The organism is Parahoeflea alexandrii (genome assembly GCF_024105735.1).
Taxonomy (GTDB): Bacteria; Pseudomonadota; Alphaproteobacteria; order Rhizobiales; family Rhizobiaceae; genus Hoeflea; species Hoeflea alexandrii.
In genome coordinates, this window is sequence record NZ_JAAAML010000001.1 from 656735 (window position 1) to 673855 (window position 17121).

Genomic DNA, 17121 nt, shown 5'->3' on the forward strand with positions numbered 1-17121 from the left:
GCCGGAATGCCTCAGCTGTCGAGCAGGCGCCGGTAGAGGTCGACATGCCGGGCGTTGAAGGTCTCAAGGGAAAAGAGGCCGCGGGCGCGCCGGGTTGCGGCTTCACCGAAATCTCGGCGCATCGCCGGGTCCCGGCACAGAGTGGCGAGGTTTTGTGCCAGCGCTTCGGAGTCCCCCGGCGGGCTCAAGAGCCCGGTCTGCCTGTCGCTGACGGCTTCGCCGATGCCTCCGGCGGCGGTTGCAGCCACCGGCCTGCCGGCCCATTGCGCGGTGCAGAGGCTGGAGCCAAGGCCTTCTTCGCGCGAGGCAAGGGTGACAATGTCAGCGCCCTTGATCAGCGAAGCGACGTCATCTCGCCAGCCGAGAAAGGTCACGCGCGCCAGACCCTCGGCCTGCCGCCGCATCAGGGCAAGCTGCGGGCCGTCACCGGCCAGCACCAGCTGCGCGGTTGGCGTGGTCTTCTGCACCGTTTCCCAGGCTCTGAGCAGGGTTGCATGATCCTTTTCCGCCGTGAAGGCGGCAACACACAGGACGATCTGGACCTCGTCACCCAGGCCCAGGCGCTCGGGTCGTGCTGCGGCAAGTGCCGCCTCGTCCACCGCGTCGTGAATGATCTCGATCCGGTCGCCGGCAACGCCGCCTTCGCGCAGGGCCTGGTAGCCGGCCTTTGAAACCGTGATGAACTGATCCACGGCGCGATAGGCGAATCCGCCGCGGCATTTGAAGGCGTTGCGTCGCGAAACGACCAGGCGCTGCCGGCCCCCAAGCTTTGCCGCGACCGCGGTCTTGTGGGCGCGGTTGGAATGGGTGTGAATCAGATCGATTTTCTCTGCGCCGAGCAGGCTTTTGATCCGGGCGACCGAAGCCAGATCGAACAGCCCGCGGCACCGGACCGGAAGTCTCGCCGCATCCGCGGGAAGGGCGCTGTAAAGTTTGGAGCCCGGAGGAATGCCGTACCATTCCGACATGTCGGGTCGTGGCTGGCGAGCCAGCAGAACCAGCTGGTGTTCGCCACCGCGCAGTCCCTTTTCGCTGGACAGGTGCAGCAGGTTCATCGCCCGGCGCTGCCCAGCAGCTCCCTCAGCCGCTCGGCAAAGCCGCTGCGAATGGCATCGAAACCGGCTCTTGCGTGCGCGCCCATCGCTGCCTTTTCTTCGGCGTCCATGGCCATCACTCTGGTGATCGCGGCCTCGAGTGCCGACTGGTCGACCTGAAAACAGGTGCCGAGATGACGCGGTGTGCTCGATGCGACCTCGACCAGCATCCCGGATTGCGCATCCACGAGTTCATTCATCGGCGCAGCGTCGGTGGTGATCACCACGGCGTTCGTCGACATCGCCTCGACGATGTAGTGCCCCCAGCCCTCGGCCTGCGAGGGACAGAGATGGATGCCGCAGGCGTTCTGCAGGGCGCGCATCTCCTCGTCGCCGAGATATTCGCTGATCAGCCTGACATTGCCAGGCACCGAAGCGGGGGCAAGGCGCGCGTTCATTACCAGCGTCAGCTCCGGCCATTCCGGGTGCGCCTGCCAGGCCGCGAGAACGGCTTCGGTGCCTTTGAGGGTGCTGGCTCCAGCGATATGCACAAACCGGTCGCGGTCCTTGGAAGCTGAGGCAGCCGCCCTGTCTTCCGAGGTGAAACCCAGACGAAACGTCTTGGCGCCTTCCCTTGAAAACACTTCGGCCGCATGGCGGCTCTTGCACAGGACCAGATCTATGTGGTGCAACCGGCCCAGCTGACGGCGTGGAAAACGCTCTTGGTTGGGCAGCAGGTAATGGATGTCGGCTGCCGAATACCAGGCCGGGTAGACCCGCTCGATATGAATGGCGATGCGTGCCCGCCTGGTCCTGAAGAGCCGCTCCGCGAACGATCTCGACTTGTGATCGGCATGGCCGATGACGTGGGGAAGGCCGGCTGCGCGAACGGCTTCCTCGAGCAACTGGCTGTCCTTGGTCAGGCCGTATTTGGAGTCCTTGCCGATGATCAGGATATCAAGCATGGGCGTTTTGCCAGACCTCGTCATAGGTTTCGGAAAGGCGTTTGGCCTCGCCTTCGATGGTGAAGTTGGCCAGCACATGCGGCCTCGCCCTCGCGGCGGCGGCATCGCGCCGGGCATCATCGTCCATGAAATCTGCTGCTGCTGCGGCAAGCGCTTCGAGACTGTCCTTTTCAACCACCACACCGGTTTCGGCAGTGCCCCGGGCGATGATTTCATCAAAGGCGCCGACATCGGATGCGACCACCGGCACGCCGGAGGCCTGGGCTTCGAGCGGGGTGAGGCCGAAGCCTTCCCAGCGTTGGGGGGCGACAAACAGGTCGAGGGCGCGGTACCAGGCGTTGATATCTGTGTGCTCGCCGACGAACAGGATCCGGTCTTCGAGGCCGGCTCTTGCGACACGGGCCTTGAGCTCGCTGAGAAAGGACGCATGGCTGGCCGTGGCACGCCCGGCAACGATGGCACTCCAGCCCGGCCGGTCAGGCAACAGCCGGATCATCGCGTCGACAAAAAGATCGGTGCCTTTCTGGCGGCGGATGCGGCCGAAACAGCCGGCAATCTTCTGTGCCTCGGGCAGCGACAGCGTGCGCCGCACCTCCGCCCGGTCGGCCGGGGGCGAAAACCGTTCGGCGTTGATGCCGTGCAGGCTGACCCGGTGCGGCACCTTCAGATAGGAGGCGGTCTTGTGGCTGGTGGCGATGATGCCATCCATGCGCGAGATCAAAAACCGGGTCCATCCGGTGTGCACCCGTTGCGAGGCGGAGGTGAAGACCAGCCTGAGCGGCATGCGCAGGATGTCGCGCATGACCAGGCCCATCAGCATCTCGACATTGCGCCGCGCGTGCCAGATCCGCGCTGGCCGCTCTTGTGGTGCGCGCCAGAGTCTCACAAGGTCGCGGTAGCGCAGCCTGGGAAGATGGTCGGGCAGGCCGGGGCCGAAAACGGCGATCTCCTGCCCCAGCCGGTTCTGCACCGGGACAAGCTGGATGATCGACGTCGTCACTCCGGACAGGCGCCGCTTGAGATTGGGAGCGATGACGAGGGTCGAGGATGGATCGGCAAGCATGGAACCTCAGACCTGAACCTGTTTGCGGAAGCCCGGGATCAGCCCCACTTCACCGCGAGGATCTCGTAGGCCTTGGAGCCGCCGGGTGCCACAACCTCGATGGAATCACCCACCGACTTGCCGATGAGCGCGCGCGAGATCGGCGAGGAAATGGAAATCCGGCCCGCCTTCACATCAGCTTCCTGGTCGCCGACGATCTGGTAGGTCTTTTCCTCTTCCGTGTCCTCGTCGACCAGCTTGACGGTGGCGCCGAACTTCACGGTGTCGCCGGACATCTTGGAGACGTCGATGATCTCGGCGCGCGAGGTGTAATCCTCAAGCTCGCCGATGCGGCCTTCATTGTGGCTCTGGGCCTCCTTGGCGGCGTGATACTCGGCGTTTTCCGAGAGATCGCCATGGGCGCGGGCTTCGGAAATCGCCTCAATGATCCGCGGCCGTTCGGATTGCTGACGCCAACGCAGTTCTTCCTGCAGCTTGGCGTAGCCTCCTTGCGTCATCGGAACCTTCTCAACCATCAGTCTCTTCCTTGTTCACATCGCCCCGACGCCAGTTTCACCAGCGGCAGGGCACAAAAATAAAACGCGCCCCGAAGCGCACACTTCGGAGCCGTTCCAGAGTCCTTTTTTCAGGCTTATCAAATCTGACATGAAAATTCACGTGAAAAAAGAGGTGAAGAACGTGCTGCAGAACGTACTCACGGGCGGGCGCATTTGGACCCTCTCCAGTTTGGTGCCATGATGGGACTTTGCAAGTGTTGCCCGTCCGGAGAGCCTCCATGACAAGCGTGAAAGTTGCAACGTTCAATCTCTATCACTTCGCGGCGCCGGGCATTTTCTGGCACGAACGCAAATCCACGGCGACCTATTCACCGGCGCAATGGGCCGAGAAGAAAGACTGGATCGCAGAGCTCGTCAGAGAGATGGATGCCGACGTGATCGGGTTCCAGGAAGTGGTCTCGCACGAGGAGCTCAAGGCCTTGATGGCGGCCAGCGGCTATCCGCATTTCTTCTGCACGGGCCACCCGATGTTCGATCCGGACGATCCGGCGGTCTATGTCAATGCCACGGTGGCGATCGCCTCGCGTCATCCCTTTGTCAGTGTCCACCCGCTTTCGGGCGTCGGCGGCCTGCCTGCCGACACGGTGATCGACGATGATTTCAATTTCTCCCGCACCCCGGTCGATGCGGTGATCGACCTGCCGGGGATCGGCGAAACACGGATTTTCGTCTGCCATTTCAAGTCGCAGGGCGCCTTCGTCGATGACGACGAGATCGATGCGCTTGCGGACTGGGGCGCCAAGATCCGCACCACCTACATGGAGCGCGCCATGGCAGGCGTGAACCAGGTGGCAAAGCGCGCGGCGGAAGCGGGCGCGATCTACCGCATGTTCCGGCAGACGATCGACGCCGATCCGGATGCGCCGGTGATCCTGCTCGGTGATCTCAACGAGGCGCCCGGCTCGCACATGCTCTCGATCCTCACCCAGGCCTACCGGGTCTGGTCATGGGGCAGCGTCCCCGCCAATGGCATCCCGGAGCCCTACGCCTATCTCAAGCATGTCTACAAGCTCTACGATGCCTTCAATCTGGTGGTGATGCAGGGGCTCAGCCGGCCCAATACCCATGGCGGGATCATCTCCGGCTCCGTGCTGGACTATTGCGTTGTTTCCAACGGGCTCAATCCGAAGAACCCGCGCCGGCGCGGCACGGTCACCAAGGTCGAGGTCTTTGATACGCATTTCGAGATTGGTCCGCCGAAAGACCGTTCGTCGGACCACGCGCCGGTGGTGACGACAATCGAGGGGACGGCCTGACCGATCCGGTTCTGGCCATGTGGCGCGCTTGCTTTTGGACCGGGCCGGCATCAAGATCGGGACCAGCCATTCAGCGTTTCCATTCTTGTCGTGGAGTTTTCATGTCTGCGCGCTCTGCCGCCCCCATCACCACGGCTTCTCCCGTCAGCTTTTCCGATCCTCTGCCGTCCGGGGTCGATGTGGTCATTGTCGGCGCCGGCGTGATCGGGATGATGAGCGCGCTCTATCTCAGGCGGGCCGGACTGTCGGTGTTTGTGGTCGAGAAGGGCCGGGTGGCGGGTGAGCAGTCCTCGCGCAACTGGGGCTGGATCCGCCAGCTCGGCCGCGACGAGGCGGAACTGCCGATCATGATGGAAGCCTCGCGGCTGTGGGAGCAGATCGATGGCGATACCGGCAATCGAACCGGCTTCCGCCGCACCGGGATCATGTATCTCGCAAGTACCGACAAGGAGATGGAAGAGCGGGCGAAGTGGCTCGATGTGGCCCGCCGGCACCAGCTCGACGTGCGTGCCATCGATGGTGACGCGGTTGCCGGCCGGATCGACACCGGGGCCGGCGGCAAGCGGTGGGCCGGTGCGGTCTGGTCACCCACCGATGCCCGGGGCGAGCCTTGGGTTGCGGTGCCTGCGGTGGCTCATCTGGCGCACAGCGAAGGTGTGGGCATTCGCGAGGATTGCGCGATCCGGACAATCGAAACCGAAGCCGGGAAACTGTCCGGCGTCCATACCGAGCACGGTTTCATTGCGGCTTCCCAGGTGGTGGTGGCGGGCGGCGCCTGGACGTCGTTGCTGTTGCGCAACTGCGGTGTATCGCTGCCGCAGCTCTCGGTGCGCTCGACGGTAATGCGCACCGCGCCGATGCCGGAGGTCTATGACGGGGCGGCGCTCGACGAGGAACTGGCGTTGCGGCGCCGCGAGGACGGCAGCTACACGGTCTCGGCGCTGGATGCGCATGACTTGCTGATCGGGCCGGATTCCTTCAGGCACCTGCGCACCTGGCTGCCGACAGCGGCGAAGGTGCTGGGGCAAACCCGCTTCCTGCCTGCCGCGCCGAAGCATTATCCCGACGCGTGGGGCACGGCGCGGCGCTGGGGCGCGGGCGACGAGACCCCGTTCGAGCGCTGCCGGGTGCTTGATCCCAACCCCAACGAGAACCGGATGGGTGTGCTCAAGCGGCGCTTCGCCGCCCGCTTTCCCTCGCTCGGCGAGCCGGAGATCACCCATGCCTGGGCCGGCATGATCGACGCCATGCCGGATGTGGTTCCGGTGGTCGACCGGGTGCCGGAGCTCGAGGGGCTGATCGTCGCCACCGGCATGAGCGGTCATGGTTTCGGCATCGGGCCGGGCTTCGGCAAGGTGGTTGCCAATATCGCCACCGGCCGGCCCACGGGCCACGACATCTCGCGCTTCCGCTTTTCGCGCTTTACCGACGGCAGCAAGCTCATCCCCGGCCCGGCACTGTAAGGCGCCGCGCGGAGGCACCGAGCCGCAAGCGTCAATCCGTCGGATCCCGATGGAAAGACCGGGTCAGGCAGGAGGGTGGAAAGGCCGGGTCAGGCAGAAGGCGTCACCACGGCTCAGGTCTAGGGTTTCGGGCGTGTCTTCACCACCTGGTAGGTTTTCGGCAGGTTCGGCGGACTGTAGTCCTCGCGCTTGTTGATCCGCTCGATCACCGCTTCATGCAGTTTCGCGCCCTCGGGCACGCGGCGGTAGTCGAAGACCGGGAAATAGACCTTGCCGATCTGCAATTGCCGGTAAAACGAGGTCTTCGGCACCTTGCGCGGCAGGAATTCGACGAAGCCCCAGGCGAAGTTCATCGAATTGTTGCTGTCGGCCAGCGGGTCGGGGGCGCCGTAGCGCTTCTTGTCCTTTTCCGCCTCGTCGCGGGCCTCGCCGGAGATGACCGGTGCATGGTCTTTGCCATGGGTGAGGAGGTTGAACACTCTTTCATCGCCCTCGACGCCGGCGGCAACCGCCTCGCGGTAGAGCCATTCCAGCGGGATTTTCGCAAGGCCGCTTTTCTTGTCCGGGTAACCGCCGCCGACATCGCCGTGGCAGCCGGCAAACCAGACCTCCTCGAAATCCTGCGGCCGCTTCTCGTAGGAGCGGGTCTTTTGCGACCATTCCTCGTAGTCCTGCCCCGGTTCCCACAGCGATGGCTGGAAATAGGTCCGGCGTTCGTCGATGGCCACCGCATGGCGGACGATCTTCACCCGGTCATTCTGGTTGGTATAGGCCTTCTGGGTGATGGTGAGCCAGGGAAAGCCGGCCTTCGCATCGAACACCGAGGCCACCGTGTCCCACAGGCCCATGAATTCGATGCGGATGCCCTTGCCATCCAGCACCTTCTGGAAGTGGCCGATTTCGGCGGAGAAATCCTTCGATCCCGGCTGGCCGAGCCGCGCATAGGCGCGCCAGGCATAGCGCACCAGCTGCAACTGTTCTTCGCGCACCAGCCCGAAAATGCGGATGAAGCCGGCCAGCAGCCGGGCAGTGTAGGATCCGCGGGAAAAGCCGAAAACATAGATCCGGTCGCCATATTCATGGTTCCTGACCAGGAACTCGTAGGCCTGCATGACATTGTCGGCAATGCCCGCGCCGGTGGCGAGCCCGAGCACGATGCGGGTCTTGGATTTGAGCTGCTGCCACCAGCCATTGAGCCCGAAGGTGCCGACGCCGGGCTGGTAGAACACCAGCTGGCTCCTCGACCGCTCAAGGCTGCCATAGAGTCTCAACACATTGGTGCGGTCGCCGGAAATCTGGTTCGACGTGCCGTCCAGCAGGATGACGATGTTCTTGGCCATGGTCAGGCCCTCCACCATAAAGAGGATACGCGAAACGGCGGGGTTCAGCAATCAGAGGGGGTGTTTCGTTTACTTGAACCTACCCTTCAATCTGGTGTTGAATGGGGAATGGTGGTTTCATGCAGGCGGCGAATTGCACGAGGTCCGGCTGTGCGCATCGTCACGTGATCGGCATGTTCCGGTCATCCATTGCCGCTGGCATGCAACAGAGACTTGAGGGGCCTGATGGAGACGCTCGACAAAATCCTGCCAAGAGCGCTGCTGATCGTTTCGGCCGGTCTGTTGTGCTGGGGCGCTCTGGGGCTTCTGGAATATGTGTTTCCGGTCTTGGCACTCGGTCTGCAGAACGGGAATTTTCCAGCCGGGCTCCAGTTTCTGCATTTCCTTGCGATCGCACTCACCGGGACAATCTTTGTCTTTGGCTACCTTGGCCGTTGGCCCCATACACCCCATGCGACGATCACAATGTATGCCGTTCTGGCAACACTCTGCTTCGTCGAGACAATTGATTTCGGCGCATTCGGAGGCGGGGCGACGGGCGTGGCGATCATGCTCGTTGAATTTACCGTCTATATCGGGCTTTCCACCTATCTGATCCGTTCTCCTGTCATACGCCAGCGTTTTGCAGAGACGTTGCCCGCAAACAGGGCATAGGTTCTCTGCCGGGCTATCCTGCGCGCCGGGAGACTTTGGTTGCGGGTTGCGAAGAAACACTCACCGCGCTGACCCGCCGTGGCTGTCCCCCGAGGCTCCGACGTCGCTTCGCTTGTCCGGCTCAAGGCCGGTGGGATGGATGCCGGGTCATCATGCCCTCATCCGATCCCCGGCTCCGCCCTCAAAAATAGCTCTGCAGCGGATGCACCTCGAGGTTTCCGGCCTTCAGGGCGGCGATGGCCTTGGCGGCGGAGAGGCTGCCGGCCATGGTGGTGAAATAGGGCACCTTCTGCATCAGCGCGGCGCGGCGCAGCGACTTGGAATCCGATATCGTCTTGGCGCCCTCGGTGGTGTTGAGCACCATCTGGACCTGGCGGTTGCGGATCGCGTCCTCGATATGCGGACGGCCTTCCATCACCTTGTTGACGCGCTCGACGGCAAAGCCCTGTTCGCTGAGATAATCGGCGGTGCCGGCGGTGGCCATGAGCTTGAAGCCGTTGTCGGTGAGAATGCGGACCGCCTCGACGACGCGCGGCTTGTCCTCGTCGCGGACGGAGACAAACACGGTGCCCGAGCGGGGCAGCTCGTTGCCGGCGCCGAGCTGGGCCTTGGCAAAGGCCAGCGCATAGTCGCGGTCGAGCCCCATGACCTCACCGGTCGAGCGCATTTCCGGTCCCAGCAGCGTATCGACGCCGGGGAACTTGGCAAAGGGGAAGACCGCTTCCTTGACCGCAATGTGGTTGAGCTTGCGGTGGTCGGGCACGGCGCCGTAAGCGGCAAAGGCGTCGGCCAGGTTTTCACCCGCCATCACCCGTGCCGCCACCTTGGCGATCGGCGCGCCGACGGTCTTGGCGACGAAGGGCACCGTGCGCGAGGCGCGCGGGTTGACCTCGAGGACGTAAATCACGTCATCCTTGATGGCGTATTGCACGTTCATCAACCCGCCGACATTGAGTGCGCGGGCGAGTGCCTCTGTCTGCGCCTCGAGCTGGTCGACCATCTCCGGCGACAGGGTGTGAACCGGCAGCGAGCAGGCCGAATCGCCCGAGTGGATGCCGGCTTCCTCGATATGCTCCATGATGCCGGTGACATTGACCGAGGTGCCGTCGCAAAGACAGTCGACATCGACCTCGATGGCGTTGGTCAGGTAGCTGTCGAACAACAGCGGATTGGTGCCGAGCAGGGTGTTGATCTGGCCGGTCTTGTCGTTCGGGTAGCGCGCCTTGATGTCCTCGGGGACCAGCTCGGGCACGGTGCCGAGCAGGTAGTTGGACAGCCCGGTCTCGTCGCGAATGATCTGCATGGCGCGGCCGCCAAGCACGTAGGAGGGGCGCACGACCAGCGGGAAGCCGATGTCGGTGGCCACCAGCCGGGCCTGTTCGACCGAATAGGCAATGCCGTTGTTGGGCTGGACCAGGTCGAGCTTGTGCAGGAGCTTCTGGAAGCGGTCGCGGTCTTCGGCCAGATCGATCATGTCGGGCGCGGTGCCCAGGATCGGAATGCCGGCCTTTTCCAGCGCGTCGGCGAGCTTCAGCGGGGTCTGGCCGCCGAACTGGACGATGACGCCGAGCAGCGTGCCGGCCTCCTGTTCCTTGGTCAGGATCTCGAGCACGTCCTCGTCGGTCAGCGGATCGAAATAGAGCCGGTCGGAGGTGTCGTAATCGGTCGACACGGTTTCCGGGTTGCAGTTGATCATGATCGCTTCATAGCCGGCGTCCTTCAAGGCGAAGGCGGCGTGGCAGCAGCAATAGTCGAACTCGATGCCCTGGCCGATGCGGTTGGGGCCGCCGCCGAGGATGACCACCTTGGTGCGGTCGGAGACGCGGGCCTCGCAGGCGAGGCTACCGGCAAAGGGGGTCTCGTAGGTCGAGTACATGTAGGCCGTGGGCGAGGCGAATTCGGCGGCACAGGTGTCGATGCGCTTGAAGACCGGACGCACGCCCAAGGCGCGGCGGGCCTTGGCGACCTCATGGCCGCGCTTGCCGGTGAGCGAACCCAGCCGCGCATCGGAAAAGCCCATCGACTTGATCAGCCGCAGGTTCTCGGCGTCCTTGGGCAGGCCGTGCTCGCGGATGCGGGCTTCCATGGCCAGAATGTCCTCGATCTGGGCCAGGAACCACGGATCGATCTTGCAGATCGCATGCACTTCCTCGGCGCTCATGCCAAGCCTGAGCGCCTGGGCGACCATTCTGAGCCGGTCGGGAGTCGGAGTGCCGATGGCCGCCTTGATGGCGTTGTCGTCGTCGCCTTCGCCAAGGCCCGGGATCTCGATCTCGTCGAGGCCGGTGAGCCCGGTTTCAAGGCCGCGCAGCGCCTTCTGCAGGCTTTCGGCGAAGGTCCGGCCAATGGCCATGACTTCGCCCACGGATTTCATCGCGGTGGTCAAGAGCGGCTCGGCGCCGGGGAATTTCTCGAAGGCAAAGCGCGGGATCTTGGTGACGACATAATCGATCGAGGGTTCGAAGGAGGCGGGCGTAGCACCTTGCGTGATGTCGTTTTCGAGCTCATCCAGCGTGTATCCGACGGCAAGCTTGGCCGCGACCTTGGCGATCGGGAAGCCGGTGGCTTTCGAGGCCAGCGCAGACGAGCGCGAGACGCGCGGGTTCATCTCGATGACCACCAGGCGGCCATCCTTCGGGTTGACGGCGAACTGCACGTTGGAGCCGCCGGTCTCCACCCCGATCTCGCGCAGCACCGCGATCGAGGCGTTGCGCATGATCTGGTATTCCTTGTCGGTCAAGGTCAGCGCCGGTGCGACAGTGATCGAGTCACCGGTGTGCACACCCATCGGGTCGAGGTTCTCGATCGAGCAGATGATGATGCAATTGTCGGCGGTGTCACGCACCACCTCCATCTCGTATTCCTTCCAGCCCAGCACCGATTCCTCGATCAGCACTTCAGTGGTCGGCGAGGCATCAAGGCCGTTCTCGATGATGTCGAAAAATTCGGAGCGGTTGTAGGCGATGCCGCCGCCGGTGCCGCCCATGGTGAAGGACGGACGGATGATGGCGGGCACGCCGATCTCGTCGAGCGCCCTGGCGGCCTGGGCCATGGCATGGCTCATGTAGCGCTGCTTGCGGTCGGATTCGCCCAAGTTCCAGGTGTTCTCCAGCGCGTCGAGTGCCGCGTCGAGTTCGTCGCCCTCGAGCTCGGCGCGCAGGCGGGCGCGTTCGGCCTCGTGCAGCTTGCGGTCGGCATCCTTGATCTCGGTGGCATTGGCGAGGAACGAGCGCGGCGTCTCGAGCCCGATGCGGGCCATCGCCTCGCGGAACAGGGCGCGGTCCTCGGCCATGTCGATGGCAGCCGGCTTGGCGCCGATCATCTCGACATTGTAGCGCTCGAGCACGCCCATGCGCTTCAATGACAATGCGGTGTTGAGGGCTGTCTGGCCGCCCATCGTCGGCAGAAGCGCGTCTGGGCGTTCGCGGGCGATGATCTTGGCCACCACTTCCGGCGTGATCGGCTCGATATAGGTGGCGTCGGCGAGCCCCGGATCGGTCATGATCGTGGCCGGGTTGGAGTTGACCAGGATAACCCGGTAGCCCTCTTCCTTCAGCGCCTTGACGGCCTGGGTGCCGGAATAGTCGAACTCGCAGGCCTGCCCGATGACAATCGGTCCCGCACCGATGATGAGGATCGACTTGATATCGGTGCGTTTTGGCATGGTCCGGGTCCCTGTTGTACGGGCTTCGCGCAAAAAGTCCCCCGTCGGAGATCGACCATCCGGGAGACGCCATGCGCAAAATCTGAGGCTAGACGCGGCTTATAGGGAAATGTTGGCCGGGGCGAAACCCCAAAACGGGCTTTGTGCAGGGGAAAGTGAGCGGGACCGGGCAGTTGGCCGAGGCAGCGGAACAGCTGCAAGAGGGCCGAAACGGGGGAAGTGCCGCCAGACGGCAAACCTGCCGAAGGTCTGAAGCCGGTCCGGCGCTGTTTTTCCGCGACGATCCGGCGGTTTCTCGCTGCTTAAGGCCTGCATCGAGGTGGCTGGTGATCGATTGCGCGTGAGCTGTTTTCAGTCCGTGCAACGACGTCCGGCGAAATCTTTGTCCGCGCACGCTGAAATTGCAAATCCCGAAATTTGGTAACACTTTCTTAGGAGGTTAGCGTCAGGCTTGAATACAACTTAAAGTACATTTGCTGGTGATATTATGTTTTTCCTCCTGGGCCTATCGGCTTCCCGGTGTCGCGGATTTGTGCGCCCGGACTTCCCTATTTCTGCTGATTTTGCTGTCATCGACTTGATGGAAAGCGTCCGGCCTCCGGTCACTGACCGCGGCTGCGGCACTGCCGAGGAGAAGAGCTGATGACGGCTCAAGTCTCTGCGCGGCCTTATGATGTGCTTTTGTCCAATACCCGCGACAGGCTTCTGGGCGACGCTTGGTTCTACTACGCGGTCTTCTTCTATACGGCTTTCGGCCTTGTCTTCGTCTACCTTCTCGGAGGGACCGGTGAAACCGCTCATGCCGCGTACGCCGAACCCTTGTTCAAGGTGTTCGGGCTCTTCATGCCGGTCATTGCCCTGGGCTTTGACGCCATTCGGGTGATCGTGCGACTTGATCATCGCCGACCGCTTGCGTTCCGCATGGTGTTTTCCTCCGAACGCATGGCGAGCATGATGGCGGGCATGATCATGATGGCGGGGATTGTCCTGTTCATGGGGACCTTCACTACCATCAAGATATCCTTGCCGCTGTTGTTCGACGGTTTTCCCCATGACCGCCTGCATGCCGATATTGACCGGATGCTGCATTTCGGCGTCGACCCCTGGCGCTGGCTGCACGGTGTTGCCGGCAGTGAAATCGTTCGGAGCATGCTTGAGTTCAATTACGGTACGATCTGGTTCATCCTGTGTTTCGGGGGAGTGTTCTTCGTCGCCACCTCGCCCAAGGCCGATACGATCCGGATCCGTTACCTGGTCATGTTCATGGTGTGCTGGATGGTCGTGGGGAATGTTCTTGCGGGCGCTTTCCTGTCGGCGGGCCCGGCGTTTTACGGCGAGGTAACGGGCGATCACGGACGTTTTGCCGATCTGCTGGCCTTGCTTTCCCAGAATCCCGACACGGCATCGCCCTACGGATATCAGCGCTATCTGTGGGCGCTCTACCAAAATGACATCAAGGCTTTCGGCGCGGGTATCTCTGCCTTTCCCAGCGTGCACGTGGCTCTCATCACCATGAATGCGCTTTTCGTTGCCGAGCGTTCGCGTCTTCTTGGGGGGCTGGCTTTTGTTTATGTGGCGTTGATTGTTTTGAGCTCGGTGTATCTGGGATGGCATTACGCGATCGACGGCTACATTTCGATCGCCCTTGTCGTGTCCGGCCATTTCCTGGTCAGGCGGATGTTTCGGACCGGTGATGCCGGGAGGCACGTCTTCGCAAAGGGCGGCTGAGCGGCTATTTCTGCCGCTTCTGCAGGTCCAGCAACCACTCCACAACGTCGGCCTTTTCGTGATCGAACAGGCGGAAGGTGGTCATCGGGAAATGGTCAGCCTCGAGGAAGGCTTCGAACCAGGCGCGGTCGCGGCCCTCGATGCTGACGATCATCGAGTAGGGCGGGGCCATATCGGCGGTGAGTTTTGCGCCCTCGCGGACATGGCAGTCACGGCACCATTCGTCGACGACTTTCTGGCCACGCTTGACCGCCGCCCTGTCGGCCAGTGCGGGGCTTGCTGCAAGCGGCATCAGCAAGGCCGCCAGAATGAGGGCGCGCATGGTGGGAACCGCGCTCGGCGCCATGGTGCTGCGTGATGATTGTCTCGGTGTCATCGCTTCTGCCCGCTGCTTGCGTCTGTTGCTCCGGATCGCCCGGTTTGGTTCACGGTGAACCCTGCACTTCGCCACCGCAATGATCGGGATCAAGCGCCATCCATGCGGTCTGCCCAGCGGGCGCGCACCTCGGCGAGCTGGCTGCGGCTGACCGGCAGGGTCTGGCCGTCAACGGTTTCGACCGCAAGCCGCGGGTTCTTGCCACCCTGCCGGATGATCTTGCGGACGCCGGCATCGGAGACCCAGTGCGACCGGTGGATCTGCTGTCCAGTGTCGTTGCCGGTCTCGTTGATCGCGTCGCCAAGCCGCATCAGCAGCAGATCCGTGCCCCTGCTGGTTACCGCCAGCACGTAATGGTCCTGCACCTCGAGCCGGATCAGCGTGCCGCGCTTGTTCGCCGGCAACCGGTCGAGCAGGGCCGGGCGATCGGGCAGGTCGGGGCGGCCTGTTCCGGCTTCACGAGCCTGTGCGGCAGGCGCATCAGCAATGGAAGCGGCCCTGGCCCCGTCCAGGGCAGGTGGTTCTGCGGTGCCGGGTGCTGCTTCCGGGTCAGCCTGATCGCTGCCACTCAGGCTGAGCCAGGTCAGCAGGCAGAAGGCGATCGAGATCGGCAGCGAGACGAGAGCATTCTCCACAATGCGTTCCAGATTCAGCGGCCGCATCAGCAGCGCAAAATTGATCACTGTAATGGCAAGTCCGACGGGCAGTGCGGCGAAAGCGGCGCCCACCAGCATGCGGCTCATGCGCGATGGGAGGCGCTTGCCCAGCGCGGCGTCGAAAAACGAGATGCTCGTGAGCGCGCAGGCCCAGGTGACCGCATGTAACACCAGCCAGTAGCCAAGCCGGGTGGGGAAGGCGAGGCGCTCATAGGTGCCGAACGGACCGGTGAGCACAAACAGGCCGACGACCAGTGCAAAGACCAGCCACAGCCGCGGGCGCAGGAGCAGCGCGCGCAGTTCACGAAGCGTGGATTGCAGCAACGTGTCGCTCACGAAGTTCTCCGGGTCACAGGCGCATCAGGCGTTGAGGATCGGCGGCGACCATGGCCGATGGGCGCAGATTTGGCAATCGGACCGCCAGCCTTTCGGAGTTTCCTGGGTTGCGGTCCACAACAACGGATAGTTTCCATGACCCTCGAACCGCTGCTTACCGCCAGCCCTGCCATTCAGTTTCATGTCGCAACGGTCGTGCCCGCGGCGCTGATCGGCGGCATCATGCTGCTGATGCGCAAGGGCACCTCTCTGCACCGCATGGCCGGCAGGCTGTGGATCGCGCTGATGGTGCTGACAGCATTGTCGAGTTTCTTCATCCACGAGATCAAGCTCATCGGCGGCTTCTCGCCGATCCACATTCTTTCGGTGGTGGTTCTGGTGAGCGCCGCCGAAGTGATCCGCTCGGCGCGGCGGCGCGATTTCGTCCGTCACCAAAGGGTGGTCAAATCGCTCTATTTCGGCGCCATCGGCATTGCCGGGCTGTTCACCCTGCTGCCGGGGCGGATCATGCACGAGGTGGTTTTCGCCCCGGGGCGGGGCGATGGAGCGCCGGTCTGGGTCTGGCCGCTGCTGGTGGCGCTGGTCGCGCTCGGGATCAGCCGCATGCGCGACCGTGAGATGCCGGTCTGGCGGCTGTTGCTGCTGCCCGCGTTCCTGGTCTCGGTGTCGGTGCTCACGGTTTTCTTCGGCGGGCTGAATGCAGCGGCACTGCTGGCGCTGACCGCGGGTATGGTGCTGGGGGCAATGGCCGGCTGGTGGACGATGCGCGATGTCGAGGTGCACCGGCTTGCCGGCAACCGGGTCAGGGTCAGCGGTGAGTTTGTCTCGCTGATGGCCATACTGGTGATCTTCGCCAGCCGCTTTGCCGCCGGCATGCTTGAGGCGACCGGTTCCTCTCTTCAAGAACTTCCAGGCGTGGCGGAACTTTTCGTGCTGATCCCGGTTTTGTTTGCGGCGCTGATGGCGGCGCGCGCGCTGGCGCAAGCCGGGTTCAATCCGCTCCGCTTCAAGGGCCGGCAGTTGACCAGCGAGACGCAGTGTTGAAACTGGTTGCGGCGGCCCGTACAAACGCTGCATAAGCAAAGGCTGAAGCCGCCGGGGAGTTGCAAGCATGGATTGGAAGGGCCGTCGCCAGAGCGACAATATCGAGGACCGCCGCGGCACCTCATCGCGTGGCGGCAATCCGTTCGGGCGCGGCGGCATGCGATTGCCCAGCGGCGGTATCCGCCGCTCGGGACTGAGCTTCAAGACCATCCTGATCATCGGCGTCATCTATCTGGTGCTCAAGTTCATGGGCATCGATCCGCTGCAGATGCTGGGTGGCGATCCCGGCACGGTGATCACCGGGCAGCCTTCGGGGCCGGGCAGCCAGATCTCGGAAACCCGCAAGGACGAGATGACGCAATTCGTCGCCACCGTGCTGGCGGAGACCGAGGATGTCTGGAACGGCATCATGAAATCTCAGGGCTTCGACTATCCCGAGCCGACGCTGGTGCTGTTTTCCGGCGCGGTGGCTTCGGCCTGCGGCAATGCCAGCTCTGCGTCCGGACCGTTCTACTGCCCGGGCGACCAGAAGGTCTATATCGACCTCGCGTTCTTCGACGAACTGGCGCAGCGCTTCAAGGCATCGGGCGATTTCGCCCAGGCCTATGTGCTGGCCCACGAGGTCGGCCATCACGTGCAGAACCTGATCGGCGTTCTGCCCGAGTTCAACCGGATGCGCCGGTCGATGAGCCAGTCCGAGCAGAACCAGATGTCGATCCGGGTCGAGTTGCAAGCCGATTGCTTCGCCGGTATCTGGGGCCACTACACCGCGCAGAAGGGCCTGCTTGAGCGCGGCGACCTGGAAGAGGCGCTCAATGCCGCCGAGCAGATCGGCGATGACACGCTGCAGCGCCGGACGCAGGGTTACGTGGTGCCCGAAAGCTTCAATCATGGCACCTCGGCGCAACGGCAGGAGTGGTTTGCCCGCGGCTTCGAAACCGGCCGCCTGGATGCCTGCGACACGTTCAACAATCCTGTATGAAAT

14 protein-coding genes are annotated in these 17121 nt (G+C 63.3%); 6 read left to right on the forward strand and 8 right to left on the reverse strand.

Translation table 11 applies throughout. From position 1 onward, the window contains the following. Positions 1–11: 11 nt before the first annotated feature. Genes GTW23_RS02990 through greA form a run of 4 tightly spaced genes read right to left on the reverse strand, consistent with a single transcriptional unit; the run spans position 12 to position 3577 of the window. Positions 12–1055 (reverse strand): glycosyltransferase family 4 protein, encoded by a 1044-nt coding sequence (locus GTW23_RS02990; protein WP_252914559.1) that lies wholly within the window; start codon positions 1053–1055, stop codon positions 12–14. Then, on the reverse strand, positions 1052–1999 hold the full coding sequence (locus GTW23_RS02995; RefSeq protein ID WP_252914560.1) for a glycosyltransferase: 948 nt from the start codon (positions 1997–1999) through the stop codon (positions 1052–1054). Before GTW23_RS02995 ends, GTW23_RS02990 begins: the two co-directional genes overlap by 4 nt. Further along, positions 1992–3062, reverse strand: a complete 1071-nt coding sequence (locus tag GTW23_RS03000; RefSeq protein ID WP_252914561.1) for a glycosyltransferase family 4 protein — start codon at positions 3060–3062, stop codon at positions 1992–1994. Before GTW23_RS03000 ends, GTW23_RS02995 begins: the two co-directional genes overlap by 8 nt. Positions 3063–3100: 38 nt before the next feature. Next, positions 3101–3577: a transcription elongation factor GreA gene (gene greA, locus GTW23_RS03005; protein WP_152007777.1), complete on the reverse strand. Its 477-nt coding sequence runs from the start codon at positions 3575–3577 to the stop codon at positions 3101–3103. 260 nt (positions 3578–3837) lie between these two features. Between greA and GTW23_RS03010 the strand changes: the two genes are divergently transcribed. Then, a complete protein-coding gene (locus GTW23_RS03010) occupies positions 3838–4875 on the forward strand; it encodes an endonuclease/exonuclease/phosphatase family protein (protein ID WP_252914562.1) in 1038 nt (345 codons plus the stop codon). Between the two features lie 101 nt (positions 4876–4976). Beyond that, positions 4977–6338, forward strand: a complete 1362-nt coding sequence (locus GTW23_RS03015; protein ID WP_252914563.1) for an NAD(P)/FAD-dependent oxidoreductase — start codon at positions 4977–4979, stop codon at positions 6336–6338. Positions 6339–6457: 119 nt separating this feature from the next. Here GTW23_RS03015 and GTW23_RS03020 read toward each other — a convergent pair whose 3' ends face one another. After that, a complete protein-coding gene (locus GTW23_RS03020; protein ID WP_252914564.1) occupies positions 6458–7678 on the reverse strand; it encodes a DUF2235 domain-containing protein in 1221 nt (406 codons plus the stop codon). A 225-nt stretch (positions 7679–7903) separates the two neighbouring features. Here GTW23_RS03020 and GTW23_RS03025 point away from each other — a divergent pair, with 225 nt between their 5' ends. Then, positions 7904–8332: a hypothetical protein gene (locus GTW23_RS03025; RefSeq protein WP_252914565.1), complete on the forward strand. Its 429-nt coding sequence runs from the start codon at positions 7904–7906 to the stop codon at positions 8330–8332. Between the two features lie 181 nt (positions 8333–8513). Here GTW23_RS03025 and carB read toward each other — a convergent pair whose 3' ends face one another. Next, positions 8514–11996 carry a carbamoyl-phosphate synthase large subunit gene (carB, locus tag GTW23_RS03030; RefSeq protein WP_252914566.1) on the reverse strand — a complete coding sequence of 1161 codons (3483 nt, stop codon included), beginning with the start codon at positions 11994–11996 and terminating at the stop codon, positions 8514–8516. A 642-nt stretch (positions 11997–12638) separates the two neighbouring features. Between carB and GTW23_RS03035 the strand changes: the two genes are divergently transcribed. After that, the gene (locus tag GTW23_RS03035; protein WP_252914567.1) at positions 12639–13724 is read left to right on the forward strand and encodes a phosphatase PAP2 family protein; all 1086 of its coding nucleotides are present in this window, start codon (positions 12639–12641) and stop codon (positions 13722–13724) included. Positions 13725–13728: 4 nt separating this feature from the next. On the opposite strand, the gene GTW23_RS03040 is transcribed toward GTW23_RS03035, so the two are convergent. Together GTW23_RS03040 and GTW23_RS23455 are read right to left on the reverse strand one after the other, a co-directional pair. Continuing rightward, a complete protein-coding gene (locus tag GTW23_RS03040) occupies positions 13729–14046 on the reverse strand; it encodes a hypothetical protein (RefSeq protein ID WP_252914568.1) in 318 nt (105 codons plus the stop codon). Positions 14047–14189: 143 nt separating this feature from the next. Beyond that, a complete protein-coding gene (locus tag GTW23_RS23455) occupies positions 14190–15092 on the reverse strand; it encodes a LytTR family DNA-binding domain-containing protein (protein ID WP_252914569.1) in 903 nt (300 codons plus the stop codon). 135 nt (positions 15093–15227) lie between these two features. Between GTW23_RS23455 and GTW23_RS03050 the strand changes: the two genes are divergently transcribed. Together GTW23_RS03050 and ypfJ are read left to right on the forward strand one after the other, a co-directional pair. Continuing rightward, on the forward strand, positions 15228–16136 hold the full coding sequence (locus tag GTW23_RS03050) for a DUF2306 domain-containing protein (protein ID WP_252914570.1): 909 nt from the start codon (positions 15228–15230) through the stop codon (positions 16134–16136). Between the two features lie 67 nt (positions 16137–16203). After that, positions 16204–17118: a KPN_02809 family neutral zinc metallopeptidase gene (gene ypfJ / locus GTW23_RS03055; RefSeq protein ID WP_252914571.1), complete on the forward strand. Its 915-nt coding sequence runs from the start codon at positions 16204–16206 to the stop codon at positions 17116–17118. Positions 17119–17121 lie beyond the last annotated feature (3 nt).